At 72.8% G+C, this 24,641-nt stretch carries 21 protein-coding genes; 11 read left to right on the forward strand and 10 right to left on the reverse strand.

Annotation, left to right across the window (positions count from 1 at the left end; genetic code table 11):
- The first annotated feature begins 184 nt into the window (after positions 1 to 184).
- On the forward strand, positions 185 to 1,765 hold the full coding sequence (locus tag ACGFK0_RS05600) for a FadD3 family acyl-CoA ligase (protein ID WP_392900610.1): 1,581 nt from the start codon (positions 185 to 187) through the stop codon (positions 1,763 to 1,765).
- On the opposite strand, the gene ACGFK0_RS05605 is transcribed toward ACGFK0_RS05600, so the two are convergent.
- The 3 genes from ACGFK0_RS05605 to ACGFK0_RS05615 form a co-directional block, all read right to left on the reverse strand.
- On the reverse strand, positions 1,749 to 2,648 hold the full coding sequence (locus ACGFK0_RS05605; protein ID WP_392900613.1) for an acyl-CoA dehydrogenase family protein: 900 nt from the start codon (positions 2,646 to 2,648) through the stop codon (positions 1,749 to 1,751). The two genes, ACGFK0_RS05600 and ACGFK0_RS05605, sit on opposite strands and share 17 nt — an antisense overlap.
- Positions 2,645 to 3,775: an acyl-CoA dehydrogenase family protein gene (locus ACGFK0_RS05610; protein WP_392900616.1), complete on the reverse strand. Its 1,131-nt coding sequence runs from the start codon at positions 3,773 to 3,775 to the stop codon at positions 2,645 to 2,647. The genes ACGFK0_RS05605 and ACGFK0_RS05610 overlap by 4 nt, the downstream gene beginning before the upstream one ends.
- Before the next feature lie 246 nt (positions 3,776 to 4,021).
- Entirely contained in the window at positions 4,022 to 4,840 is an 819-nt protein-coding gene (locus tag ACGFK0_RS05615; RefSeq protein WP_392900619.1) for an SAM-dependent methyltransferase, read from the reverse strand.
- 165 nt (positions 4,841 to 5,005) lie between these two features.
- Between ACGFK0_RS05615 and ACGFK0_RS05620 the strand changes: the two genes are divergently transcribed.
- Both ACGFK0_RS05620 and ACGFK0_RS05625 read left to right on the forward strand, forming a co-directional pair.
- A complete protein-coding gene (locus ACGFK0_RS05620; RefSeq protein WP_392900620.1) occupies positions 5,006 to 5,980 on the forward strand; it encodes a hypothetical protein in 975 nt (324 codons plus the stop codon).
- Entirely contained in the window at positions 5,977 to 7,017 is a 1,041-nt protein-coding gene (locus ACGFK0_RS05625) for a phosphotransferase (RefSeq protein WP_392900622.1), read from the forward strand. The genes ACGFK0_RS05620 and ACGFK0_RS05625 overlap by 4 nt, the downstream gene beginning before the upstream one ends.
- 5 nt (positions 7,018 to 7,022) lie before the next feature.
- On the opposite strand, the gene ACGFK0_RS05630 is transcribed toward ACGFK0_RS05625, so the two are convergent.
- The 5 genes from ACGFK0_RS05630 to ACGFK0_RS05650 all read right to left on the reverse strand — a co-directional run bounded on the left by ACGFK0_RS05630 (position 7,023) and on the right by ACGFK0_RS05650 (position 15,560).
- Positions 7,023 to 7,490 carry a hypothetical protein gene (locus ACGFK0_RS05630; RefSeq protein ID WP_392900625.1) on the reverse strand — a complete coding sequence of 156 codons (468 nt, stop codon included), beginning with the start codon at positions 7,488 to 7,490 and terminating at the stop codon, positions 7,023 to 7,025.
- 78 nt (positions 7,491 to 7,568) lie between these two features.
- Positions 7,569 to 8,786, reverse strand: a complete 1,218-nt coding sequence (locus ACGFK0_RS05635; protein ID WP_392900628.1) for a TIGR02679 family protein — start codon at positions 8,784 to 8,786, stop codon at positions 7,569 to 7,571.
- Positions 8,783 to 12,838 carry a TIGR02680 family protein gene (locus ACGFK0_RS05640; RefSeq protein WP_392900631.1) on the reverse strand — a complete coding sequence of 1,352 codons (4,056 nt, stop codon included), beginning with the start codon at positions 12,836 to 12,838 and terminating at the stop codon, positions 8,783 to 8,785. Before ACGFK0_RS05640 ends, ACGFK0_RS05635 begins: the two co-directional genes overlap by 4 nt.
- Positions 12,839 to 12,855: 17 nt before the next feature.
- Entirely contained in the window at positions 12,856 to 14,019 is a 1,164-nt protein-coding gene (locus ACGFK0_RS05645) for a TIGR02678 family protein (protein WP_392900634.1), read from the reverse strand.
- The gene (locus ACGFK0_RS05650; protein ID WP_392900637.1) at positions 14,016 to 15,560 is read right to left on the reverse strand and encodes a TIGR02677 family protein; all 1,545 of its coding nucleotides are present in this window, start codon (positions 15,558 to 15,560) and stop codon (positions 14,016 to 14,018) included. The genes ACGFK0_RS05645 and ACGFK0_RS05650 overlap by 4 nt, the downstream gene beginning before the upstream one ends.
- Before the next feature lie 280 nt (positions 15,561 to 15,840).
- On the opposite strand from ACGFK0_RS05650, the gene ACGFK0_RS05655 reads away from it, so the two are divergent.
- The 8 genes from ACGFK0_RS05655 to ACGFK0_RS05690 are packed head-to-tail and all read left to right on the forward strand — an operon-like array spanning position 15,841 to position 23,505.
- A complete protein-coding gene (locus ACGFK0_RS05655) occupies positions 15,841 to 16,569 on the forward strand; it encodes a hypothetical protein (protein WP_392900640.1) in 729 nt (242 codons plus the stop codon).
- Positions 16,570 to 16,584: 15 nt separating this feature from the next.
- Positions 16,585 to 17,382: a glycosyltransferase family 2 protein gene (locus ACGFK0_RS05660; protein WP_392900643.1), complete on the forward strand. Its 798-nt coding sequence runs from the start codon at positions 16,585 to 16,587 to the stop codon at positions 17,380 to 17,382.
- The gene (locus ACGFK0_RS05665) at positions 17,379 to 18,593 is read left to right on the forward strand and encodes a 2-phospho-L-lactate transferase CofD family protein (protein WP_392900646.1); all 1,215 of its coding nucleotides are present in this window, start codon (positions 17,379 to 17,381) and stop codon (positions 18,591 to 18,593) included. Before ACGFK0_RS05660 ends, ACGFK0_RS05665 begins: the two co-directional genes overlap by 4 nt.
- Positions 18,590 to 19,219 carry an HAD family hydrolase gene (locus ACGFK0_RS05670; protein ID WP_392900650.1) on the forward strand — a complete coding sequence of 210 codons (630 nt, stop codon included), beginning with the start codon at positions 18,590 to 18,592 and terminating at the stop codon, positions 19,217 to 19,219. The genes ACGFK0_RS05665 and ACGFK0_RS05670 overlap by 4 nt, the downstream gene beginning before the upstream one ends.
- The gene (locus tag ACGFK0_RS05675; protein ID WP_392900653.1) at positions 19,216 to 19,971 is read left to right on the forward strand and encodes an NTP transferase domain-containing protein; all 756 of its coding nucleotides are present in this window, start codon (positions 19,216 to 19,218) and stop codon (positions 19,969 to 19,971) included. The genes ACGFK0_RS05670 and ACGFK0_RS05675 overlap by 4 nt, the downstream gene beginning before the upstream one ends.
- A complete protein-coding gene (locus ACGFK0_RS05680; RefSeq protein ID WP_392900655.1) occupies positions 19,968 to 21,269 on the forward strand; it encodes a lipopolysaccharide biosynthesis protein in 1,302 nt (433 codons plus the stop codon). Before ACGFK0_RS05675 ends, ACGFK0_RS05680 begins: the two co-directional genes overlap by 4 nt.
- A complete protein-coding gene (locus ACGFK0_RS05685) occupies positions 21,266 to 22,513 on the forward strand; it encodes a glycosyltransferase family 4 protein (protein ID WP_392900659.1) in 1,248 nt (415 codons plus the stop codon). The genes ACGFK0_RS05680 and ACGFK0_RS05685 overlap by 4 nt, the downstream gene beginning before the upstream one ends.
- On the forward strand, positions 22,510 to 23,505 hold the full coding sequence (locus ACGFK0_RS05690) for a glycosyltransferase family 2 protein (RefSeq protein WP_392900663.1): 996 nt from the start codon (positions 22,510 to 22,512) through the stop codon (positions 23,503 to 23,505). The genes ACGFK0_RS05685 and ACGFK0_RS05690 overlap by 4 nt, the downstream gene beginning before the upstream one ends.
- A gap of 47 nt (positions 23,506 to 23,552) precedes the next feature.
- Here ACGFK0_RS05690 and ACGFK0_RS05695 read toward each other — a convergent pair whose 3' ends face one another.
- Positions 23,553 to 23,744 carry a DUF397 domain-containing protein gene (locus ACGFK0_RS05695; RefSeq protein ID WP_392900665.1) on the reverse strand — a complete coding sequence of 64 codons (192 nt, stop codon included), beginning with the start codon at positions 23,742 to 23,744 and terminating at the stop codon, positions 23,553 to 23,555.
- Positions 23,745 to 23,758: 14 nt separating this feature from the next.
- Positions 23,759 to 24,556 carry a helix-turn-helix domain-containing protein gene (locus ACGFK0_RS05700; protein WP_392900668.1) on the reverse strand — a complete coding sequence of 266 codons (798 nt, stop codon included), beginning with the start codon at positions 24,554 to 24,556 and terminating at the stop codon, positions 23,759 to 23,761.
- Positions 24,557 to 24,641: the final 85 nt, after the last annotated feature.

A 24,641-nucleotide genomic window follows, 5' to 3' on the forward strand; every position in this document is an offset into this window, starting at 1 on the left:
CGCGCGGGGGGAGCGGTCGTCGGGGGCTGAGGTGCCTGCTATATGCCCGGTCCCGCCTGAAACTGAACGAACTTCACGTTATTCGTCCGGGTCCGGCCCCAGCCGCCGGATGGTCCGCCGGGGCGGTACCGATGAGCGGGACGGTGTGGCCCATACGGGCGCGCGGTGGCCACTATGGAGGGTTATGAGCGAGCTGACGATCGCGGGAGTGCTGGCGCGGGCCGCCGAGGAGTCTCCGGACATGGAGGCCGTCGTGGACGGAGACGTCCGGGTGACCTACGCGGAGTTGCGGAATCGGGTGCGCGAGGCGACGGGCGCGTTCATCGGCGCCGGCGTCGGGCCGGGGGACCGCATCGCGATCTGGGCGCCGAACAGCCTGTCGTGGATCGTCACCGTGCTGGGCGCCCTGGGTGCGGGGGCGACGCTCGTGCCGCTCAACACCCGGTTCAAGGGGGACGAGGCCCGGTGGCCGCTGTCCAAGGCGCAGGTGAAGATGCTGTTCGTCGAGGACGGGTTCCTCGGCATCGACTACCCGGCCATGCTCGGCCTGGACGAGGCGGGCACGATCCCCGGGTTGCCCGAACTGGAGGCGGTCGTCACGTTCAACGGGGCGGCGCGGCCGGGCGTCATCACCTGGGACGAGTTCGCGGGCAGGGCCGCCTCGGAAGAGGAGGCCGACGCCCGGGCGGCGGCCGTCAAGCCCGGGGACGTCGCCGACATCCTGTTCACGTCCGGGACGACCGGGCGTCCCAAGGGCGTCATGTGCACCCACGAGCAGAACGTCCGCACCTACAACGCGTGGACGGGACGGACGGGCGTCAGGGCCGGCGACCGGTACCTCATCGTCAACCCGATGTTCCACTCGTTCGGCTACAAGGCGGGCGTGCTGGCGTGCGTGCTGAAAGGCGCCACGATGGTGCTCCAGCGGACCTTCGACGTCCCGGAGACACTGCGGCTGATCGAGCAGGAGAAGATCACCGTCCTGCCCGGCCCGCCGACGATCTACACGTCGCTGCTGGACGCCCCCGGCCGCGACGAGCGCGACCTGTCGTCCCTGCGGCTGGCCGTGACCGGCGCGGCGGACGTGCCCGTCGCGCTGGTGCAGCGGATCAAGGCCGAACTGTTCCCGCAGGTCGTCACCGCGTACGGGCTGACGGAGTCGTCCGGCACGGTGACCGCGTGCTCGCTGGACGACGACGCCGAGACCATAGCCACCACCTGCGGCAGGCCGATCGCGGACGTCGAGGTCGCCATCGTCGACGAGAAGGGCGAGCGGGTCCCGGCGGGCACGGACGGCGAGGTCCTCGTCCGCGGCTACAACGTGATGGCCGGGTACCTGGACGACCCGGAGGCCACGGCCGAGGCCGTCCGCGACGGCTGGCTCGACACCGGCGACCGCGGACGCCTGGACGAGCGCGGCAACCTCGCCATCACCGGCCGGACGAAGGAGATGTTCGTCGTCGGCGGGTTCAACGTGTACCCGGCCGAGGTCGAGGACGTCCTCGCACGCCACGACGCCGTCGCCGAGTCCGGTGTCGTCGGCGTCCCCGACGCCCGGATGGGCGAGGTGGGCCGCGCCTACGTCCGGCTGCGCCCGGAGCGGGAGGCCACGGCCGAGGACCTCATCGCGCACTGCCGGGAACTGCTCGCCAACTTCAAGGTCCCCCGGGAGATCGTCTTCGTGGACGACCTCCCGAAGACCGCGTCCGGCAAGGTCCGCCGCGTCGAGCTCAAAGACGCGGCGGAACTCACAGACCGGACATGACGCGCGCCCTGTGCTCGGACGGTGAGCCCCACGCCGAGTACAGGGCCCGCGCCTTGCGGATCCACAGCGACGGGTCGTACTCGTCGGTGTAGCCGATCGCGCCGTGCACCTGCAGGGCGGTCTTCGCCAGCCCGTAGGACGCCTCGGACGCGGCGGCCTTCGCGGCCGACACGTCCCGCGCGAAGTCCGGCGTCCCGTATGACAGCGCCGCCCCGTACAGGAGCGGGCGGGCGAACTCCAGCTCGACCAGCGCGCTCGCCAGATGGTGCTTGATCGCCTGGTATTCGCCGATCGGGCGGCCGAACTGCTCACGCGTCTTGGCGTATTCCACGGACACGTCCAGCAGCGCCTGCCCGACCCCGACCTGCTGCGCCGCGCACAGCAGCGCACCGAATCCGGTGAACCCGCCGCCGCCCTCGACGCGGAAGAGCCGCCGGGCCGGGTCGAGGGAGGTGAGGCGCTCTCCGGTCTCGCGTTCGGTGCCGTCCGCGGTGAGGACCAGGTCGGCGACGTCGGCGTCCAGCGCGTGCGGGACGGCCATCGACACGATCGCCTCCCCTTCCGCGATCCGGGAGAGCCAGGGGGAGTCGCCCAGCAGTTCGGCGGCGGCGAGTGTCTCGACGTAGGGGCCGGGCGCGGCGGCGCGTCCCAGCTCCTCGACGGCGACGACCAGCTCGACCGGCAGGAGGCCGGCGCCGCCGTGCGTCTCGGGGACGGCCACCGCGAACACGCCGGCCTCGGCGACCGACGACCACAGCGCGCGCCCCGGACCGGTGTCCCCCGCGGCCCAGGCGCGGACGATCTTGGCGGTGCCGGTCTCGGCGAGGAGCTTGCGCAGGGTCTCGCCGAACATCCGCTGCTCGGCGGAGAGAACGAACTTCACCGGGACCCCCTCGGCAGGCCGAGCAGCCGCTCGGCGATCACGTTGCGCTGGATCTCGTTGGTGCCCGCGTAGATCGGGCCGGCGAGCGAGAACACGTAGTTCTCCAGCCACTCCGACTCCAGCTCGCCGTCCGCGCCGAGCAGGTCGAGGGCCGTCTCGTGCAGCGCCACGTCCAGCTCCGACCAGTAGATCTTGTTGAGGCTCGACTCGGACCCGACGTCCTCGCTCCGCGAGATCGTCTCGAAGCCCTTGAGCCGGTAGGCCCGCGACCTGATCCAGATGTCGGCGACCCGGTCGCGCAGCGCCGTGTCGGACGGGTCGGCGCGCTCCCGCCACAGCTCGACGAGCCGCCCGGCCGCGGCCGTGAACCGGCCGGGGCTGCGCAGCGTGAGGCCGCGCTCGTTGCCGGCGGTGGCCATCGCGACGCGCCACCCGTCCCCGGCCGCCCCGATGACGTCCTCGTCGGGGACGAACACCTTGTCGAGGAACAGTTCGGCGAACGCGGGCTTGCCGTCCAGCCGCCCGATCGGACGGACCGTCACGCCCTCCGCGTCCAGCGGGAACATCAGGTACGTCAGCCCCTTGTGCCGCGCCGACTCCGGGTCGGAGCGGAACAGCCCGAAACCGCGGTCGGCGAACGCCGCCCGGGAACTCCACGTCTTCTGCCCGTTCAGCAGCCAGCCGCCGTCCGTCCGGGTGGCGGTCGAGCGCAGCGCCGCCAGGTCGCTGCCCGCGCCGGGCTCCGACCACGCCTGCGCCCAGATGACCTCCCCGGCGGCCATCGGCGGCAGGATCCGGGTGAGCTGCTCCGGCGTGCCGTGCTTCAGCAGCGTCGGCGCGAGGAGGTTGATGCCGTTCTGGCTGACCCGCCCCGGCGCGCCCGCCGCGTAGTACTCCTCCTCGAAGACCAGCCACTGCAGGACGGAGACGCCGCGCCCGCCGTACTCCTCGGGCCACGAGACCACCCCGAGCCGTGCCGCGCCGAGCGCCCGCTCCCACTCCCGGTGCGCGGCGAAGCCCTCCTCGGTCTCCAGCGACGGCAGCGGTTCCGCCGGGACGTGCTCGCGCAGCCATGCCCGCACCTCGGCGCGGAACGCCTCGTCCGCCGGCCCGAACTCGAGATCCATCTCGCCTCCCTTCTTTCTAACAACTGTTTGGTAGAGTAACGGTTCTCCCGCCCGCCGCCGCCACGGCGTCCCGCCCAGTCGGATCCGCCGGCGTTCCCCGGGAATGCGGCGTCACCTGCCGCGCCCGATCACCGCGCCGAGGCGACCGCGACCGCCTCCCGATGGGTGGACGGGACGTCCACGGTGCCGTCACCGGCGCGGCCGTGGCCGTCGATGTAGTGACTTTCGTGATCGTCCGCTCGGGGGCTAGCGGATCCTCGCCACGCCGCAGAAGGCGTCGAGCTCGGGTGGTTCGGCGAACGGGGACGGCTCGGTGCGCCATCGGGACACGGTGACGACCCCCGGCTCCACCAGGTCCATGCCGGTGAAGAAGCCGGCGATCCGGTCGGGGGAGCGCAGGTTGTAGGCGACGCCGCCCGCCTCGACGTAGCGGGCGATCGCGCGGGCGCGGGCGGTGTCGTCCACACCGTCCCCCCCCGGCATCCCGAAGACGTTGGTGCCGTCGTTGATCACCACGTGGCTGCCCGGCGCGAGCGGCGCCACCAGCCGGGCGAGGACGCCCTCCGGGTCCTCCTCGTCGGTGAGGTGCCCGAGGATGCCGAGCAGCAGCAGCGCGACCGGGCGGCCGAAGTCGAGCGTCTCGGCGGCCTTGGCCAGGATCACGTCCGGCTCGCGGATGTCGGCGTCGATGTAGGAGGTGGCGCCCTCCGGCGAGGAGGTGAGCAGCGCGCGGGCATGGGTGAGGACGAGCGGGTCGTTGTCGACGTACACGATCCGCGCGTCCGGCGCGGCCCGCTGCGCGACCTCGTGCGTGTTGTCGACCGTCGGCAGCCCGGTGCCCACATCGAGGAACTGCCGGATACCGGCCTCGCCCGCCAGATACCGGACGGCGCGGCCGAGGAAGGCCCGCGAGTGCCGGGCGATGTCCGCCTGCCCCGGGAAGATCCGCAGGAACTCGTCGCCGACCTCCCGGTCGACGGGGTAGTTCTCCTTGCCGTCCAACCAGTAGTTCCAGATGCGCGCCGAATGCGGGACGGACGAGTCGATCTGTGGCTGCCCGGCCATGGGACCCTCCAATGCCGAGATTGTCGCGGTCTGTGGGTGATCATACTTTCCGCCGTGCTGACTTTCCGTCGGATGCGCAGTCTTCCGGCCGGCACCCCTGCCGAAGCGGCCGGACCGGGGCTAGGATCGCGATCTAGAATCCGATTCGGGTGTGCCGGAGGGGTCATGGCGAAGATCATCGAGCACGGCACCTGGCACCTGGAACCCGTCGACGAGGACCTGCACGACCCTGGCCCGGAACTGCTGTGGAACGAGTCGTACTACTTCGACTTCGCCGCGCCGGACGGCTCCATCGCGGGCTACGTGCGGCTCGGCCTGTACCCGAACTGGGACCGCGCCTGGTACTGGGCCGCGCTGGTCCGCCCCGGCCGTCCGCTCATCCTCGTCGCCGACAACGACGCACCGCTCCCCGGGCCCGGCACGGCCGACGTCCGCGCCGACGCCTACACGGCGACCCAGCGGATCACCGAGCCCTTCGGCCCGGCCCTCATCACCCTGGACGCGACGGCCTCGGTACTCCCCGACCCCGCGGCCGCCTACGGCGAGCACGGCGCCGCCGAAACGACCCCCCTCACCTTCGACCTGCGATGGGACACGGTCAGCGGTGCCTACCCCTACAAGGACATCCCGCGCTACGAGATCCCGTGCACCGTCTCCGGCACCGTCACGGCCGGCGGAGAGACCTTCGCGATCGACGCCCACGGGGAACGCGACCACAGCTGGGGCGAACGCGACTGGTGGAAGGTGTCCTGGCTCTGGACGTCCGGCCGCCTCGGCGACGGCACCTTCGTCCACGGCATGCAGGCCAACATCGGCTTCCCGATCCCCTGGCCGTGCTTCGCCGTCCCGCCGGGCGGCGAGATCGAGCACCGCGACGGCTTCTCCGCCGAGACGACCTTCGCCGGCGGCCTGCCCGCCCGCTCCGGCCTGCGCTTCCCCGGCGCCCCCACGACCGTGACCCCGGTGGCCTTCGCGCCCGTCGCGGTCACCTCGCCCGACGGCCGCCCCGCCCGTTTTCCCCGCGCCCTGTGCCGCTTCGACACCGAGGACGGCCGCACCGGCCACGGCTGGACGGAATGGCACCAACCCCCCGGCTGGCAGGACCACGGCTGGTCCCATCTCGTCCAGGAGAACCCATGACCCGACCGGTCTCCGGCGCCGGCGACCTGACGGCGTCCTGGCTGAGCGACGCCCTCGCCACGAAGGTCACCGCCGTCCGCACCGAGCCCGTCGGCACCGGCCAGGTGTCCGACAGCCTCCGCCTCTTCCTCACCTACGCCGGCCCCACGGACCTCCCGGCCACCATGGTCGCCAAGGTCCCCGCCGCCGACCCGTCCAGCCGCGCCGCCGCCCGCGCCATCCGCACCTACGAGGTCGAGTCGAGCTTCTACGCCGAGATCGCCGGCCGTCTCGACGCGGGCATCCCTGCCTGCTACTTCGCCGCCTACGACCCCGAACCGGACGAGTACGCCGTCCTCCTGGAGGACCTCGCGCCCGCGCTGCCGGGCGACCAGCTCGCCGGCATCACCCCCGAGGACGCCGCCGGCGCGATCGACGAGATGGCCGCGCTGCACGCCGCCGGCTGGAACGACCCCGCGCTCGCCGCCCTGCCCTGGCTCAACCGCCACGACGCCGACTCGGCCGCCTTCACCGCCGCGATGGTCACCGGCCTGTACGACGGCTTCAAGGAACGCTACGCCGCCGACCTGGACCCCGGCGTCCTCACCCTGATCGAGGACTTCCTCCCCTCGATCGGCGCCTACCTGGCCGACCGGGAAGGCCCGTCCACCCTCTTCCACGGCGACTTCCGCGCCGACAACCTCCTGTTCGGCGGGCCGCGCACCGCCGTCCTGGACTGGCAGACCTGCGCCTACGGCCCGGGTCCGGCCGACCTCGCCTACCTCCTCGGCTCCAGCCTCCCCACCGAGTCCCGCCGCACCCACGAACACGCACTCGTCGAGCGCTACCACCGGGCCCTCACCGCCCGCGGCGTCACCCTCACCTGGGACGACTGCTGGAACGCCTACCGCCGCCACGCCTTCCACGGCATCGTCATGGCGATCGGCGCCTCCATGATCGTCGAACGAACCGACCGCGGCGACGAGATGTTCCGCACCATGACCACCCGCCACGCCCACCACGCCCGCGACCTGGAGTCCCTGACCCTCACCGCCTGAACCGGCTAGCCGATCCGGGAGATCCTGATCGCGACACGGCCCTTCTCAGGCACGCCGCTTTCGATGCTGAGCCCGCCGTTGATCTCGATGCCGCCGTTGGCGGTGGTGGTCATGCCGGAGGGGAGCGCGAGTACCGGGCCTGCCTCGCCCATGCCGACGACCGTCAGCCGGTCGATCTCCGGCTCGGCCTGAACCGCGTCGCCGAACCGGAGCACGTCCCCTTCCTCGACGATGACCTCGCATTCGCCGTCCTTGCAGGCGGACAGCTTCCTCCCGTCCGCTGCCGTGGCGATCGACGGCGGTTCGGCCGCGGGGGGTGGGGGCGGCGCGGAGGTCGTGGCCGCCGGCGTGGCACTGGCGGACGCAGTCGTCCTGGCCGCCGAGGGGTTCGCGTCGTCGCTCCCGCACGCCGCGAGCGTCATCGCGGCAGCGGGGAGCAGGGCAAGGGTGGCGAGGAGCGGTGGCCGGGCCATGGGATTCCTTTCCGTTGACAAGGCCAATGTCGCGCATCCCGCCCGGGACCGGTCCCGGCGCAACGTCGAGCTCCGTAGTCAGGAGGCCAGGTCGGTGAGGAGGTCGGTGAGGACCTGTTCTTCCTCCACGCGGACTGCGCGGTCCTTCATCGCCGTGGCCAGGGGCGGGTCCCAGGGGGTGGGGGTCGGGCGGCCGGTGAGGGGGGTGTCCGAGGTCGCCTTGCGGTAGGCGGCCGCGTCGTAGCGCCAGGAGCGCCAGCCGATGCGGTCGTGGACGGCGGCGGCGATCGCCACGCCGCCCCAGTCGAAGTCGCCGTGGTAGGCGAACTCGGCGCCGCCTTCGGCGAGGAGTTCCAGGAGGCGCCACACGGCTGTGGATGGACGGCCATTGCAGCAGACCAGGGGAGGGCAGTCCCGTCCCAGGGCGTCGGCTGCGGCGGCCACTACGACGGGGTTCTCGCAGATGCGGACCAAGGTGCTTCGCATGGGGGCGGCGTGCCGGCGCAGTTGGCGCAGGGTGAGCGACACGGGTTCGCCGTGCATCGCGGCGAGCATTCTGCCGGTGGGGGTGTCCGCATCGCCGAGGAGGCCGAGGCACAGGACGGTGGAGGACAGTTCGTCCAGATGCACGCCGACCATGGCCCAGGTTTCGCGGCGTGACTCGGCGCCCCCGTCAGAGGGGAAAGGGAGCCCGGTGAGGGCGCGGGCGGACGAGAGGGCGAGGGTGGCGAGCGGGCCGTCGTCCAGGGCGTGGGCGTGTCCGCCGGTTTCCGCGGCGAACCGGCCGAGGGGGATGTCGGGGGAGGGGAGGCGCCTCACCACGGCTGCGAGGTGATGGAGGATCTCGGCCGCTTCGGCGGGGCCGGAAGTCAGGCGGCGGACCAGGCCGGTCGCGTCCAGCCAGGCGCGCCACTCGGCCAGTTCGGGACGGGAGGCGACGGCCTCGTCCAGTGGGGTGAAGGCCGAGGCCCAGGCGGCGGCGGTCTCGGCGTTCTCCCGGGTCAGGTCGCGGACGGGGCCGTCCAAGAACTCGACGGCTGCGGCGAGGCCGTGCGGGGACGCGCCGCTGGTGCGCAGGACGCGGTCGACCTCGTCCAGCGACACCGACAGGGACGTCCCGGTACCGGCGCGGCGGCCCAGGAGGAGTTCGATCGCGCGCCGCTGGGACGGGGTCGCCTCGGGCAGGGTGACCTTGCCGGTGGGGGAGCCGCCACGTTCCAGGCGGGAGCGGACGCGCTGGACGAGCCAGGCGGTGTCCGGCCCGCCCAGCAGGCGCCGCAGGCGGTCGTCCGTCATCCGAAGATGTCCGCCTGCCCGGACGCGGGCTCGGGTTCGGGCAGGTCGGCGCGGGTGCGTTCGCGGCCGTCCCATCGCCACGGGGTCACCAGGACGGCGTCGATGCCGTCCCGGCGCGACAGCTGGCAGATGGACAGGCCCGGCACCTGCGGGTAGCAGCCCCATTCGCGTTCGCTCGTCATGACGACGTCCATGTCGAAGGTGGCGAGGAGGCCGAGGCATTTGGCGCGGGAGTCGTCGTCCACCCCCGCGAACGCCTCGTCCAGGGCGACCAGGCGGGGCGCGTGAGGGTTGCCCGCCGACTTGTAGTGCGCGGACGCGGCGGCGAACAGGGGGACCGAGGCCGCGAGGACGCGTTCGCCGCCGGACGCCGGGCCGGTCGCGGGACGCCACTGGCCGTCCTGGAGGCGCTGGATCGTGAACGCGTGCCAGGACCGGTAGTCCAGCGCGCGGGTGAGCTGCTCGGTCCAGCCGGACGCCGGGTTGTCGGCGTGCTCGCGGGCGATCTGCTCCTGCAGGAACCGGCCGACGGCGGCGCGGTCGTCGACCGACCAGGCGTCGATGGTCTGCCGCAGCTTCTCCCGGACGCGGTCGAGCCCCTCGGGAGCGTCCCGCGCGGGCTTCCAGACGAGCCGCAGCCGCATACCGGTGGAGGTGGGGCGGGACGTCAGTTCGGTGTTCATCTCGCGCACCTCGTCCTCGGCTGCGGCGATGAGCTCCTGGAGGGTGCCGGCGACCTCGTTCAGCAGGTGGTTCTCCAGGATCTCCCGTTCGCGGGCCGACAGCAGGTGCGCCCGGTGCCCGGTCTCCGCATCGAGCGCGTCCGCCAGGCCGGGGACGTCGCGGGTACGGCCCTGGAACAGCACGTCCACGACCATGATCCCTTCGCGGAGGGTGAGGCCGACCGAGTGCCCATGCCGGGACATCGCGTCCGACAGCAGCTTGTGCTCCTCGGTGACCTTCTTCTGGACGCGGTCCCACGGGCCGTCGCCGTCGTCGACCGTGTCGAGTTCGGTGTTGACGGCGCGGGCCAGGAGGACGGCGCGGCTGGCCGCCCACTCCTCGGACGGGTCGGGGACGTCGAGATCCGGCAGCGCGACGGGCAGCAGGCCGGTGGCGGCGAACGCGCGGAACTCCGCCACCGCCTTGTCCCGGACCTCGGCCGCCTCGGTGATCTGCTCGTGCAGCCCGTCGCGGGCCCCTTCGGCCTTGCCGCGCTCTTCCAGCGCCGACCGTTCCCGGTCGCGTGCCCGGGATTCGGCGCCGTCCCGGTCGTCGAGCGACTGCTTGACCTCCTCCAGCCGCCGGAACAGCTCGTCGACGGCGGCTCCCGCCGTCTCCAGCAGCGCCCGGTGCTCCTCGGCGGCGGCGTCGGCCTGCCCGCGCGCCTCCGCGGCCCGTTCCGCCGCCTCGCCGAGCCGCTCCCGGACGTGCGTCAGCTCCTCGGCCGCGTCCCGGGCCGCCTCCCGCGCCGACAGCAGGGACTGCGCGGCGGGCCATAGCTCGGCCAGTGCCAGCCGGTAGCCGCCGACCGCCTCGCGCACGCGCGCGAGTTCTGGTTCGCCGTCCGGAAGGCCGACGTCGGAGGCGAACTCGGCGGCCCGTTCCGCCGCGTCCGTGACCTCGGCGCGGCGGCGTGTCACGATCTCCTGCGCGCTCGTGTGCTCACCGTCCAGTTCCCGCCTCCTGCGGTGCTCCCCGGCGAGCCGGACGTGGGCCTCGCGCAGTGCGGTGTCGCGGGGGACGGCCCGGTGCTCGCCGGTCAGCGCCTTCCGGCGTTCCGCCAGCCCGTCCAGTTCCGTGCCGAGTGCCGCGATCCGGGACCGGGTCTCGGCGAGGTCGGCGCGGAGCCGGGCGATGCGGGTGCGGCGGGCCGCCTCGCGGGCGCCCTCCCCGATGAAGTCGGCGCTGACCTTGTGCCAGGAGCCGCCGAGGACGCCGTTCGCCCAGCGGCCGTCCACCGCGACCCAGGTCCGCGCCCCCGGGCCGAGGCCCAGCCCGGCGAGGACGGCGTGCACCGCGTCGTCGGACAGTGCGGCGGCTCCGGGGTCGGCGCGGTCGATCGCGGGACGCAGCAGCAGCGTGCACGCCGGCCCCTGGACGGGCTCGCCGGTCAGTACGAACGTGTCGTCCGCGCTGAGGAGCGTGCCGTCCGGCGTCACCCAGGCGTCCAGGACGCCGGACGCCTCCAGCGCGGCCTCCAGCCCGGCCCGGTGGTCGTCCGGCACGGCGTCGGTGAAGTCGACGACCTTCCACAGCGGAGCGCCCGGCCGGCCTTCGCGGGAGGCGATGCGCGTGTACGGGGCGGGCGGGACGTCGTGCCCGCCCGACTCCAGCCGCTCGATCTCCTCCAGCAGCGAGGTCTCGGCCGCGTGTTCGGCCCGCAGCCGCGACTCCGCGTCGGCGACCCGGCCGCCGAGCGCCGCCGTGGCCTCGCGGGCGGCGTCGTCCACGGCGGTCGCGGCCGGGTTGCGTCCCTCGGCGGTCTGGGCCCATTCGTCCAGCTTCGCCAGCACCGCGTCCGGGTCGTCCATCCGGATCTCGTCCAGACCCGCCAGGTAGGCGACGTATTCCTCCAGCAGTTCCGCCGCGCCGGCCCGGGTCTGCGCCTCTGCCGCGCTGATCCGCTCGGCCGCCGCCTGCAACTCGCCGCGCAGGCGTTCCGCTTCGGCGGTCGCGGTCTCCAGCCGGGCCCGCGCGGCGGTGACCGCGGCCATCAGCCGGTCCAGTTCGGCGAGGGCGCGGGACCGGTCGTCGGCCAGCGCACCGGTGACGCGGCGCGCCCCGGCGGGATCGGTCTCCCAGCCCGCCATGGCCTCCGCGTGGGCGGACCCGCATCCGGCGGCCGACGCCAGTGCCGCCGAACGGTCCCGGACGGTGCCGAAGGACGCATCGGCCTCATCCGCCCGCGTCCGTGTCGTCTCGGCCCGGGACTGCTTGCGCGCGGCCTCGCCGGACAGGCCGTCGCGGTCGCGTTCGAGGCGCGTCGCGTACGCGTCGCGGCGTCGCGCCTCCTCGCCCATCTCCTCGATGCGCTTGGCGTCGCGCATCTCCGGGCTGGCCTCCAGGGCTTGCCGGCGCGCGTCAAGCCGGATCTTGTCCGCAGCCAGATCGGCCAGCAGCCGGCCGGTCTCCGCGAGGTCGGTCTCCGCTGCGGCGAACCGCGCCTCCGCCTCGGTGAGGTCCCGGTTCAGATGCTCGTACTTGCTCTGCGTGAGGCGCGGCCCGGCGGCCTTCCTTTTCGCGGCGATCCGGGCATACCGGACGTAGTGCCCGAGGAAGTCGGTGGCGGCCTTGTGCGCCTCCTCCAGGGCACGCAGCGCGTCCCGTTCCTCGTCCAGGCCCCGGAACGCCTCCGCCACCGTCGTGATCAGGGCGGGGCTGAGCGGCGGCAGCGCCTCGGTCAGCGCACGCGACAGCAGCCGCTCGTCCGGCTTCTTCGACAGCTGCGGCTGCCTGAGCTGGATCAGCAGGTTGACCAGGGCCTCGTAGCGGTGCTCGCCCAGCCCGAACAGCGCCTCGTCCACGGCCCGCCGGTAGTCGGTCGCCCGGTCGTAGACCATGCCGTGGCCGTCCACGGCCTCACGCAGCTTCTCCCTCGTCAGCGACACGCCGCCCTCCGAGACCAGGGCGAGGTCGACGCCGATGCGGCGCGTGGTGACGAAGAACCAGTGCCGGACGATGCCGCGGTCCTTCACCGCCTTCAGCCCGCAGCCCAGCGTCCGGTACTCGTGCGTCCCATCCGGGTGGACGCGCCCGAACTCCAGCCACGTGTAGCCGAGCCTCTCCGGATGCGGGTGCTTGCCGCCGAGCAGCAGGTTCCACTCCATCCGCTTCTGCCGGTCGCCGTCCGGCTCGACCCGGTGCGGGGACAGCTCGCCGTCCAGCAGGAACGGCAGCGTCAGCGCCAGCACCTTCGACTTCCCGGTGCCGTTGTTGCCGCGCAGCAGCAGCCGCCCGTCATGGAACCGGAACTCCTCGACGTCGTAGTAGAACATGTCGACGAGCCCGGCGCGCAGCGGCTTCCAGCGCTCGGACGTCGGAACGGGCACCGAAGTCGACTCCCGGCTCACTGCACGGCCTTCCTCGTCTCGCGGATGGTCGGTTCCTCCACGGCATAGCGCGCGATCGCCGGACGTGCCCGGACCCGGTCCGGCAGCACCTCCACCAGCCGCAGCGCCGCCAGCTTCCCGAGCGCGACGGCCAGAAGCTCCTTCTCGGCGCCCGGCTCCGTGACGCCCTTGCGCCAGTACGACGTGTGCCGCGCCGCCGCGTCCCGGACGAAAGCGGCCAGCTCGTCCCATCCGGCCTCGGCCCGGCCGGCCAGGTACTCGGCGACCAGCAGTGTCACATGCCCGTCGGTGCGCTGCTCGGGCATCCGCACATCGGTCAGCTCGTCGTCCGGGTCGACCATCGCGACGCCCTCGGCCCGCAGCTCGGGGACCAGGCCGGCCGCCTCTTCGATCCGGCGGGTGATCGCGGCGCGCTGCGATACCAGATAGGCGCGTTCGGTGTCGTCGAGGTCCTCGTAGTAGACGACCGGGTCGTCCAGCAGCCGCCGGGTCAGGCTGCGCCGCAGCGCCCGGTTGCGCAGGTCGTCGGTGTCGGGCACGGGTTCGTCGGTGAGTTCGGCGAGCCTGTCCTCGAACCCCGCCGCGGTCACCGTCGACGGGCCGCGCACCCCGGTGAGCAACGCCGCGAGGACGACCCGGCGCACGTCGTACAGGACGTCCCCGGTCGCCGACAAGTAGGACTCCTCGTCACCCGACACCCGCCGCAGCACACCCCAGCCGAGCAGCATCCGCACCACCGCGACGAGGTCGGCGCGCTCGGCCCGGCCGTCCAGTGTGAACGGGAAAGCCAGGTCGGGTTCGGCGGCCGCGTTCAGGACCTCCTCGGCCAGCCTGCCGAGCGTGGTCTGCGCGTCGGCGCGTTCCAGCACCGCCAGCGCCAGGCACAGCACGACGTAGCGGCGGCGGCCGAACGGCTCCCCGGCCTTGCCGCGCGCCGGATGCGTCCCGTCGTCCAGCGTCGGCGCCGTCTTGAACAGCCGGGCCGTCTCGGCGTCCACCTGCAGCCGCCATCCCGTCTCCCGGCTCAGCCAGTCGCGCAGCTCCGCCTGGTGCCGGCGGACGAGCACGAGGTCCTGCGGGTCGGACTCGGCGGTCAGCAGCGGGCGCCGCAGCAACGTCCGCAACGCGGCCCGCCGCCGCGCCGCATCCTCGTCGTTCACAGGCTCCCCACCAGGTCGGTGATCTCGATGAGGTGCTCGGGTCCCGTGAGGACGCCGTCCTCGGTCACGATCCGCACCTCACCGCCGTCCGGGACGAGCGACAGCCGCACCTCCATCGACCCGTCGCCCGTGATGGCCTTCACCTCGGTGTCGCCCGGCAGCCGCGCCGCGAGCGCGTCGCCCAGCAGTGCCAGGAACAGCCGGAACGCCTTCGGGTCCAGGACGCCCAGCTCGGACAGCAGGACGGGGCCGCCGGTGCGCAGCCGCGCCCGCGCCGCCGCCGTCTCGGCCGCCTCCCGGTCGGTCTGCTCGCGCAGCAGCCGGCGCATCTCCGTCCGGTCCCGCACCCGGTTCGGCTTGCCGCGCCGCTCGTAGGAGCCGGTGCGGCGCAGCTGCGGGGAGATCCGCACCGGCGGCGCCTCCGCCCACGGCACGCCCTGCGGCGCCTCGTCCTCCCAGGCCGCCACGGTCGCGGCGGTGACGGTGAGGTGCCGCGCCGGGGTCAGCCCGAACGCCGCCCGCCACAGCCGGTGCATCGCCGCGTCGTCCGGGGCCTCGGAGAACCAGCGGGCCAGCGCCCGGAAGTCGGCCGACCGGTCCGAACGGCCCGAACGACGCTCGTTGAGCAGCCCGACCGTGTCGACGAGCTGCTTGATCGCCGTCACCGCCGACTGCCGCAGCAGCCTCGCCTGCGACGGGCGCCCGGTCCCCGCGGACACGAACCAGTCCCGCAGCCCCCGCCACCGGTTGCGCCACGACTCCAGCGCGCCCGCCTCGGCACGCGCGAACGCCTCGGCGGCGTCGGTCCCCGCCGGGACCGCGTCGGACGCCTCCCGCCGGGCGGCGAGGGTCAGCAGCCGCTCATGGCCCCGCGACTCCACCTCGTCCAGCAGCGCCGCGATCCGCGCCCCCGAGTTGGCGAGGTCGGCGATGAACCGGTTGATGTAGTCGATCAGGCGTTCCTTGTAGGCGATGAAGCCCTCGACGTCGCCGTCGGAGAAGTCGATCGCCCTGCGCAGCGATGCCATGAACGCCTGCGCGTTGTCGGCGAGCGAGGAGAACCGCTCGGCCAGCGTCAGCAGCAGCAGATGGACCTTGCCCGGGTCGGGGTCGTCCTCGTCCGCCAGCGCCGACAGGGCCGCGAGATGCCCGGCGATGTCGGTGAGTGCCACCGACTGCAGCACGCCCCGGCGCCCGATCGCCTCCTCGTAGAACGCGATGGCCTGCTCGGCCGCCTGCCCCGCCGCGGTGAGCTGGAACAGGAACCGCTTGCGGTGGAAGTCCTCGACGGTGGTGACGCGCCCGGTGTCGGCGTCGGCCCGCAGGTTGCCCCACTCGACCAGCTTGTCCAGCGTCTGCGCGAGCTGCTCGTCGCTGTCGCGGCGCAGCTCGGCGGCCACGTCCTCGGGACGCAGATGGACGATGAACCGCTCCTTGGCCCTCGCGAACGACAGCAGCACCGTCCGGTAGAGCGCCGCGTTCGGAGTGCTGAGATGGGCGAACGGCTGCGGTCCGTCAGCCCCCGAGTCCAGATCCGTCACCGCACCATTCTGACGCCTCGTCGGGAGTGAGAGGGCCGATCCGGTACGGCCGGGACGCCGTGCCCGCATCCGGCCGCCGGGCGGGCCTGGGCCCTGGGGCCCTGTTTTCGGGTTTCGCCTTGACATGAATAGACGCCGTCCAATCTACTGGAAGCGCTCCCAAAAATAATGGCCGCCGTCACGTTCGTGCAGTATGGGAGCGCTCCCATGACTAGTTGAAAATGGGATCACTGGGCTCGGTGTCCGCCTTCGCGTGATGCCGTGGGAAAGGTGTCGGGCAATGACCGTAAGTGGCGGGGCGTCGCTCTCTGAGGCGCCATCCGGCGACGGTGGGCCGGGCTCGGCGGGCGATGACGAGGTGCAGGCCCCACCGGGCCGGTGGGGCGCTCACCTGTGGTGGATCGCCTTTGCCGCCGGAGTGACCGGCGCATCGGCCGTGTGGCTGTTCCTGCCCCATGGCCGCGACATCGGGGCGGTGTGGGAACTGCCGGTCAAGCTGCTCGTCTTCGCTTGCCTGGCCTGCGGAATCGCGCTGTTCCCCTGGCCGTCCAAGCTTCCCCATTGGGTGCTGTACGCGCCGTTCCTCTTCTTTACCGGCTACCTCGTTCCGCGGATCAGCGGCTTCTACTATCTGGACGGCGAACGGGCACACGGCGACAGTTTCTACACCCATCTCTACCTGCTGCTCTATCCGGGCGTCGTACTCACCATCGCCGCCGCGTACCGGCTCGGCGGCGGGACGCCCGGACGGTGCCTGAAGGTCGTCTTCACCGGAATCCTCATCATCTTCTCCGGCTTCCTCGACCTCATGTGGTACGTCGTCAACCCGATCGGCATCCCGCAGGAGATCGACGCCCCGCACATCAACCTGATCACCGGCGGCCCGATCTCGTTCGGCGCGACGGTCGTCTTCGCACTGGCCCATCTTCCGATCATCGCCGGGTTCAACCTGCTGCCTCTGGACCGCTGGATCGGGCGCCTGCTCGGCACCGGACGGGTCCGTACCTGAGCGGGAAGGGACACCATGCCTACGTACGGGGACGCGTCCGCCGCCATCGAGATCTCCGTGGCGGCGCCCGCCTACAACGAGGCGGAGAACATCGCCGCGGCGGTGACCGAATGGCGGACCTACCTGGAACGCGACACGGCGATCGCCGCATGGGAGATCGTCGTCTGCGACGACGGCAGCACCGACGCGACCGGGGACATCCTGGAGGAGCTGCGCCGGGACTGCCCCGAACTGGTCGTCGTGCGGTTCGACCGCAACCGGGGGGCGGGCGCCGCGATCCGCGCCGCGATCGCGCACACGCGGATGGAGTGGGTGCTGCTCCTGGACTCAGACGGCCAGTTCCCGATCGCCAACCTCGACCGGTTCCTCGGACCCGTCCGGGCCGGGGAGGGGACGGCCTTCTCCGGCGCCCGGATCCGGAAGGCCGACGGCGCCGCCTACCGGTGGGGCTCGGCGGCGAGCGGCGCGGTCAGCAACGTGCTGCACCGCACCCGCTACCGCGACTTCAACTCGATCTTCAAGCTGGTGCACGGCCCGCTGCTGCGCGCGCTGCCGCTGGAGGCCGGCGGGATGAACTGCTCGACCGAGATCACCGCCCGGGTCGTCGAACTCGGCCGCACCTGGGTGGAGATCCCGATCGAGCACCGGGCGCGGGCCGGCGGCGGACGCGGCTGGCGGTACTGGCGCGGCGCCCGCGACCGGGCGCTGCTCGTCGGCTACCTCGGCTACCGGCACTGGCTGCAGCGGCGGGGCGTGCTGCGCGCCCCGTCCGCCGTCGAGCCGGAGCGGCGGGCCGCCGGGGAGGCCCGGTGACCACCGCGGTCGCGATGTTCAGCGGCGGGCGGGGCGGCGCCGCGATCGCCCGCCGGCTGCTGCGCACGCCCGGCATCCGGCTGTCCCTGCTGATCAACGGCTATGACAACGGGATGTCCACCGGCGCGCTCCGCCGCTACCTGCCGGGGATGCTCGGGCCGTCGGACTTCCGCAAGAACCTCCTGCTGCATCTGGACCCCCGCCATCCGGAGCAGGCGGCGCTGGCCTCCGTCCTGGAGCACCGCCTCCCGGACGGGACGACGCCCCGCGATCTCGCCGAGCTCGTCGACGGGCTCGCCGTCGACCTCGTCGAGGGATGCCATGCGCTGCCCCGGCGGCCGCGCCTGGCGATCGCCCGGGACCTGGCGGTCTTCCTGGACCGCCTCGGCGCCGGCGCCGGACGCTTCGACCTCGCCGACTGCGCGCTCGGCAACCTGGTGTTCGCCGGCGCCTACCTGCGGCTGGGGGAGGACTTCAACGCGGCGGTCCGCTCGTGCGCCCGGACGTTCGGGTCCCCGGTGCGGATGCTGAACGTGACCGGCGGTGAGAACGCCCACCTGGTGGCGCTCAAGGAGGACGGGCGGCTGCTGGCGGACGAGGCGGAGATCGTCGCGCCGCAGGACCCGTCGCCGATCACCGGCCTGTTCCTGCTCCGCGAGCCGGTCCGCGACCGGGACGAGCTGGAGGCGATGCCCACCGGGCGGCTGCGGCGGGTCCTGGCCGGACGCCGCGCCGAGGTGTCGCCGAACCCGGAGGCGCTGGAGGCGATCCGGGACGCCCGCCTGATCGTGTACGGGCCCGGCACCCCGCATTCGTCGCTGTTTCCGAGCTACCTGACGCCGGGCGTCGCGGACGCCGTCGCGGCGAGCCGCGCCGCGGCGAAGGTGCTGGTCGTCAACATCCGGGAGGACCACGACGTCCGGGGGCTGAGCGCGTCGGGGCATGTCGGCCGCGCACTGCTCCATCTCGGCGACCCGTTCAACGAGCGGCGGACCGTCACCCATGTCCTGTGCCATGAGAACGCGGCGGCGGGCGTCCCGGCGGTGCCGGTGGACGTTCCGGAGGGCGGCGCGCGGGCGAGGGCCCGGTGGATCAGCGCGGACCTGGAGGATTCCGCGCGTCCGGGGACGCACAGCGGGCGGCGCACCGTGGACGTCCTCACCGCCCTGGCGGGCATTCCCGCCGAAACGCCGCTGGAGGAGGCCGGATGATCTGGCTCTGTGACCTGGACGGGACGCTCGTCGACTCCGCCCCCGCCCACGACGCGGCCTTCCGCGCCGCACTCGCGGAGATCGCCCCCGACCTGCTGGGCTCGTTCCGGTACGACGACCATGCGGGGGCGGGCACCGACGAGGTCGCGGCCGTCCTGGGGCTCGGCGCCGATGACGCCGGGCGGCTGATCCGGAGCAAGCGGCGGCACTACCGCGCCCACGTCGACGCGGGGAAGGTGGTGGTGTTCCCGGGGGCGCACCGGTTCCTCGCGGTGCTGGCCCGGCGCGGTGACCCCGTGTACCTGGTGACGAGCGGCAGCCGCGGCTCGGTGGAGCGGGTGCTGGCGGCCTGCTCGCTGGACGGGTGCTTCCGCGGCGTCCTCACCGGCGACGACGTCCCGGTGAGCAAACCGGATCCGGCGTTCTACCTGCACGCCTGCGAACGGTGGGGCATCGGGCGGGCCGATGCGGCGGCCGTGGAGGACTCCGTCCACGGGGTCGCCTCCGCAGTCGGAGCCGGGCTGGTGACGTACCAGGTGCACGCGGCCGAGGCCGCCCCGGGCGCCGTCTCCGTGGGCGGACTCGACGACCTCGCGGCCCTCGCCGACATGGCGGCCCGGCGGTGACCGGCTCGGTCTGCGCGGTGATCCCGGCGGCGGGACGCGGGACGCGCCTCGGACTGGACGTTCCGAAGATCATGCTGGAGGTCGCCGACGGCGTCACCGTGTGGCATCTGCTGCACCGCCGGCTGCGGCCGTCCACCGGCCACGTCCACGTGATCGTGGCGCCCGAGGCGGAGGGGCCGTTCCGGCGCCTGGCCGCCGGCGACATCGGCCGCGGCACCGTGTCCGTGAGCGTCCAGCACGAGCCGACCGGTATGGGCGACGCCGTTTTCGGGGCCTCCGGGTACTGGGAGTCCCATGACGGGATCCTGGTGGTCTGGGGCGACCAGGCGAACCTGTCCGAGACGACGGTGCGCCGCGTCGTGGACGCCCACCTGCGGGCGCCGGGCCTCACCGTTCCGCTCGTGCCGATGCCCGATCCGTACGTCGAGTACGAGCTCGCGGGCGGCCGGCTGCTGCGGGTACGGCAGTCCCGCGAGGGCGACGACTGCCGTCCCGGCGGGCTCAGCGACGTCGGCGTGTTCTGCCTGGGAACGGACGGGCTCGAAACGGCCTGGCGGGACTACCTCGCCGGCGCCGCCCGGGGCACGGTGACCGGAGAGGTCAACTTCCTGCCGTTCCTCGCCTACCTGTCGCAGGTCCGCGGCCGCGACGTCAACCCGGTGCACGTGGACGATCCGGACGAAGCGCGCGGCATCAACACCGCGGAGGACCTGGCGTTCGCCCGGCGGGTCCACGCGGGGCGTGCGGGGTGAAGTTCGCGCGGGCGGGGTCGCTGCTCGGCGGGCACGGATGGGCGGCCGGGCCGACGCTGCTGAGCGGCCTGGCCAGCGGCACGGCCGCGGGCACCACGCTCGTCATCGCCCGGGGCGCGGGCCCGCGGGAGTTCGGGCACTTCACCCTGGTCCTGACGATCGCGCTGATCGTCGCCGTGGGCATGCTGATGAGCCTGCACTACGTGATGCTCCAGGAGTTGCCGCGCGCCGAGCCCGCGGACCGTCCGGCCCTGGTGGCGACGGCGTTCCTGTCCACGCTGGCGCTCGGCGGCGGCCTCACCGCGGCCGGGGCCCTGCTCTCCCCGGTCCTCGCCGTTCCGGTGGGCGTCGACGCCCGGACGCTGTGCTTCTCGTTCGCGCTCGGGCTGTCTCTGGCGTTGAACCAGCTGACCGACGGCCTCCTGCGCGGCCTGAAGCGGTACGCGTTCGTGGCCACCCTGAAGCTGGCCGTCGCCGTGGCGTACCTGGCCGGTTCGTCGTTCTGCCTGCTGGTCCTCGGCATCCGCGACGCCGAGGTCTACCTTCTCGCGCTGATCGCCACGAACGTCGTCTTCGTCCTGGTGGCGGTGCCGAGCCTGGGGATCGTCCCGCGTTCGTGGTCGTGGACGCCGGCGCGCTCGCAGTACCGGCTCGGCGCCTACATGACCGTGATCGCCGCGCTGACCGGCGTCCTTTTCGGGATCGACGTGATCTTCCTGAACCACTGGGCGGGGAAGGGGGACGTCGGCGTGTACTCCGTCTACAACGGCTTCCCCAAACGGCTGCTCGGCGTGCTGTTCACCGACGGGATCGGACTGGTGCTGCTGCCGGCCCTGGCGGTGGCGGAGAAACCGGCCGTGATGCGGCGCATCGCGCGGATCGCGCCGCTGGTCGCGGCGGGGACGGCGGCCGTGTCGTTCGCGGCGAGCACCGTGTTCTTCGTCCTGCTGGGCGGCGGGTACCCGTACTCGCTCGGGCTGATGGCGCTGTCATCGGCGGGCATCGGCGTGCACACCGTCTTCAACCTGTACTCCGTCGCCCTGTCCATGGACGGAGTGCGGGGCGCGCGGCTCCTGGTCCGCTGCCTCGCGGCCGGCACGCCCGCCGCGCTCGCCTGCCTGGCGGCGTGCACCGCCTGGTGGGGGCTGACCGGGGCGCTGGCCGGCTTCGCGCTGGGCAACGCGGTCCTCGTGGCGGTGGTGGGCGCCGCCGCGGCCAGGACGTACCGGCCGCCGGGCCCGTCCCGGCGGCACGCCGCGCAAGCGGCGGAAACCGAACGCGTGGAGGCGCAGCGGTGAGGATCGCGTACATCGTCAACCAGTTCCCGCCGAGCGTCGCCACCGGGCTCGGCCGGTACGCCGAGCTGATCACGCCGCATCTGGCGCGCGAGCACCGGCTCGCCGTGTGCACGCTGAACGACGGCCGGCAGCCCGTGCACCACGGGAGCGGAACGGTCACCGTGTACCGGCCGTCCGGCCGCGTCCTCGGCGCGGTCGGCCGCCGGCGGCGGCTCAACCGCACCCGCGGGATCGAGTTCCTGCTGCTCACCCTGAACGTCGTGGTGAGCAACTGGCGGTACTTCCTGCGGTTGCGGCGCCTCGGCCCGGACGAGCGGCCCGACCTGGTCGCCGTCCACGACACGACGAACTTCCTGTGCGGGCTGCTCTGCCACTACGTGCTGCGGCTGCCGGTCGTGCTCCACGTCCACACCACCGAGTACGGGGTGGCCCCGCAGCGCAGCATCACCGATCCGCTGAACGTGTTCGCGGCGGTCGAGCGGTGGCTGGCCCGGGTCGCGCGGCGTGTCGTCGTCCCCACCCCGGAGGTGCGCGACCAGTTGACCGCCGCCGGCTGGGACCGCACGCCGATCGACGTCGTGTGCCTGGGCGGCACGTTCGAGCAGATCCTCGCCGACACCGCGCTCGACCGGGACGAACTGCGCCTCGGCGCCGCCGCCCTGCGGGCACGCCTCGCGATCCCGGCGCAGGACCCGGTTCTCCTCTTCGTCGGACGCCTCGAACGGCAGAAGGGGATCTACGAGCTGCTGGAGGCGATGCGGAGCATCCGCAAGGACGTCCCCGGGGTGCGCCTGGTGCTCGTCGGGGAGGGAGACGACGCGGGGGTCGCGCGCATCGTCGCCGAGACGGGACTGGACGGGCACGTCCTCACCTCCGGCGGGTTCGTCGGCGGGCGGGCGCTGCTGGAGTACTACGAGATGGCCGACGCCTGCGTGTTCCCCTCCCTCTTCGAGCCGTTCGGCCTGGTCGCGACCGAATCGATGGCGATGGGCAAGCCGACGGTCCTCGGCGCCGGGTTCTCCCGGGTCTTCCTCGGCGACGCCGACCGGTCCGCGGCACGCTTCATCGACGGCACCGGCCCGGACGCCATCGCCGACGCCGTCACCGGTGTGCTGACCGGCCCGGAGCTCCGGGCGGCGCTCGCCGAGCATGGGGAACGGCTCGTCCGGGAACGGCTGAGCTGGGCGCGGACGGCCCGCGAGACCCTCGACGTCTACCGCGCGGCGCTGGGCGGCCGGCCATGACGACCGTCGCGCTGATCGTCCCCTGCTACAACGCGGCGAAGACGCTGCGGCCGTGCCTGGAGGCGGTGCTGGCCCAGACGCGCCGCCCGGACGAGATCGTCGTGGTCGACGACGCGAGCGGCGACGACTCCGCCGCGATCGCGGCGGGGCTCGGCTGCCGTGTCGTGCGGCTGCCCGTGAACCGCGGCGTCTCGGCCGCCCGGAACGCGGGCGTCGGCGCCACCACGGGGGACGTCGTGTTCTTCCTCGACTCCGACGTGGAGCTGCGCCCCGACGCGGTGGCGAACGCGCTGCGGATCCTGGAAGGCGATGCGGAATGCGGATGCGTCCAGGGCGTCTACGAACCCGAGCCTCTCATCGACGACGGGCCGGCCGAGTGGTACCGCGTCCTGCACGCCGCGTACTGGCGCCGCCGCCATCTCGGCGACGTCACCGGCGTCGTGTTCGCGCTCGCCGCCATCCGCCGCGACGTGCTGCGCGCCGTGGGCGGGTTCGACGAGACGCTGCGCGACTGCGAGGACGTCGAATACGGCGGCCGGCTCGCGGGCACGTGCCGCGTCGTCCTCACCGACGAGGTGCGGGGGCGCCACGACGACGCGAGCCGCCTGCTGCCGATCCTCGCCGAGCAGTGGCGCCGGGCAGTCCCGCTCATTCCGCTCGCGCTCACCGCGTCCAGGCGCGGCGGCGGGCAGCCGGAGCACGCCAACCGTCCCGCCGGCATCCTCGCGTGCGCGCTGGCGATGGCCTCCCTGCCGCTGGGCCTGCTGCACCCGGCACTCGTCGCGCTGCCCTTCGCCCTGCTGGTCTGCTTCGCCGCCGCCGACCCGGGCCTGCTGCGCTTCGTCCACCGGCACCGCGGGCCCGCGTTCACCGCCTACTTCGTGGCGGTGCACCTCGCGGTCCACGTGGTGCTGGTCTCCGGACTGGCCTTCGGGTCCCTCCGCCTCCTCCCGGGCCTGCGGCGGCCCCCGCCCTCCCCGGAGACGTGGTGACGGCCCCGCCCGAAGGCGAGGCCGATCCGTTCTCGTGGGGGCAGGGACTACAGGTGCAGCTCTCCCCGCTTCACAGCGGTGACGAGCCGGGCGAAACCCTCCGGGGAGAGCGCGAGGTGTCCGGCGCCGGGGGCCTTGCTATCACGCACACCGATCACGGTGTTGAGGCTCGCGACCTCGACGCAGTCACCGCCCGTGGAACTGGAGCGGCTCGCCTTACGCCAGGCGGGTTCGGTCATCGCGTGGTCTCCATCTAATCGGCGATTAACCTACGGGTCAGGGGCTCGGGCAGCGCCCGCGCCCCGATCCGTTCCCACCGTAGCCCTACATCAGCGACCTTTGCCGGGTCAGTGATCAATCTTCCCTCGATCGCAGCCTCGATGTAGACCACGTCGCTCGCTCTGACTGTCATCAGCTTGAACGAGCCGTCTTGTCCCATATGCGCCCCGGCTTCCCAAGGGATGATGCGCACCATGGCGTGCGGCCAGTCGGCAACCTCCAGGAGTCGGGCGAGCTGCTCACGCATGACGTCCGGCCCGCCGACACGGCGGGCGATCACTGCCTGATCAAGCAATACGTAAAGCTGTGGTGGGCCGGGGCGATTCAGGATCGCCTGGCGCGCCGACCGCTGTTCCCATAGCTCGTCCGCTTCCGTGCTGCTGATGCCCGCGGAGCTGAACCCGGCCCGCGCGTATCCCTCCGTCTGGATGAGGCCAGGAACCCACAAACTCTCGTAGGCCCTGATGACAGACGCCTTTGCTTCGTTCTCCACGTTCTGATGGCGCCAGTCCGGGTCATGAGCTGACTCGGCATACCGGCGAATTCGGGAGAAGTGGCCGCGAGTACGCCAAAGCTGGTCAAGAGTTTCGGTCTTGCTTTCGGGCACTTTTGAGGTGCCCGATTCGTAGTTCGAAACCGTAGAGTTGTCGACCCTCAAGATCTCGGCTAGCTGCGCCTGTGAAAGGTTGCGTTCGATGCGCCATATCCGCAGATCAACAGCTAGCCAATGCCATGGGTTGTTGTCCGGGTCGAGTCGGTCGGCCTTCGCCATTCAAGATCCTTAACCTTGATATTCATGAACGAAAGGAGACAAGTGTAGTCGCCGGCGCTCACGCTGTGGATAGAAAACGCAGACC

Origin of the sequence: Spirillospora sp. NPDC048823 (assembly GCF_043198445.1) — a bacterium.
Classification (GTDB): Bacteria; Actinomycetota; Actinomycetes; order Streptosporangiales; family Streptosporangiaceae; genus Spirillospora.

Bases quoted from the DNA above. Each gene is read 5' to 3' on its own strand.
- ACGFK0_RS05630 (WP_392900625.1), bottom strand. From the start codon at position 7,490: ATGGCCCGGCCACCGCTCCTCGCCACCCTTGCCCTGCTCCCCGCTGCC.
- ACGFK0_RS05620 (WP_392900620.1), top strand. From the start codon at position 5,006: ATGGCGAAGATCATCGAGCACGGCACCTGGCACCTGGAACCCGTCGAC.
- ACGFK0_RS05635 (WP_392900628.1), bottom strand. From the start codon at position 8,786: ATGACGGACGACCGCCTGCGGCGCCTGCTGGGCGGGCCGGACACCGCC.
- ACGFK0_RS05625 (WP_392900622.1), top strand. From the start codon at position 5,977: ATGACCCGACCGGTCTCCGGCGCCGGCGACCTGACGGCGTCCTGGCTG.
- ACGFK0_RS05695 (WP_392900665.1), bottom strand. From the start codon at position 23,744: ATGACCGAACCCGCCTGGCGTAAGGCGAGCCGCTCCAGTTCCACGGGC.
- ACGFK0_RS05600 (WP_392900610.1), top strand. From the start codon at position 185: ATGAGCGAGCTGACGATCGCGGGAGTGCTGGCGCGGGCCGCCGAGGAG.
- ACGFK0_RS05700 (WP_392900668.1), bottom strand. From the start codon at position 24,556: ATGGCGAAGGCCGACCGACTCGACCCGGACAACAACCCATGGCATTGG.
- ACGFK0_RS05660 (WP_392900643.1), top strand. From the start codon at position 16,585: ATGCCTACGTACGGGGACGCGTCCGCCGCCATCGAGATCTCCGTGGCG.
- ACGFK0_RS05670 (WP_392900650.1), top strand. From the start codon at position 18,590: ATGATCTGGCTCTGTGACCTGGACGGGACGCTCGTCGACTCCGCCCCC.
- ACGFK0_RS05690 (WP_392900663.1), top strand. From the start codon at position 22,510: ATGACGACCGTCGCGCTGATCGTCCCCTGCTACAACGCGGCGAAGACG.
- ACGFK0_RS05615 (WP_392900619.1), bottom strand. From the start codon at position 4,840: ATGGCCGGGCAGCCACAGATCGACTCGTCCGTCCCGCATTCGGCGCGC.
- ACGFK0_RS05610 (WP_392900616.1), bottom strand. From the start codon at position 3,775: ATGGATCTCGAGTTCGGGCCGGCGGACGAGGCGTTCCGCGCCGAGGTG.
- ACGFK0_RS05655 (WP_392900640.1), top strand. From the start codon at position 15,841: ATGACCGTAAGTGGCGGGGCGTCGCTCTCTGAGGCGCCATCCGGCGAC.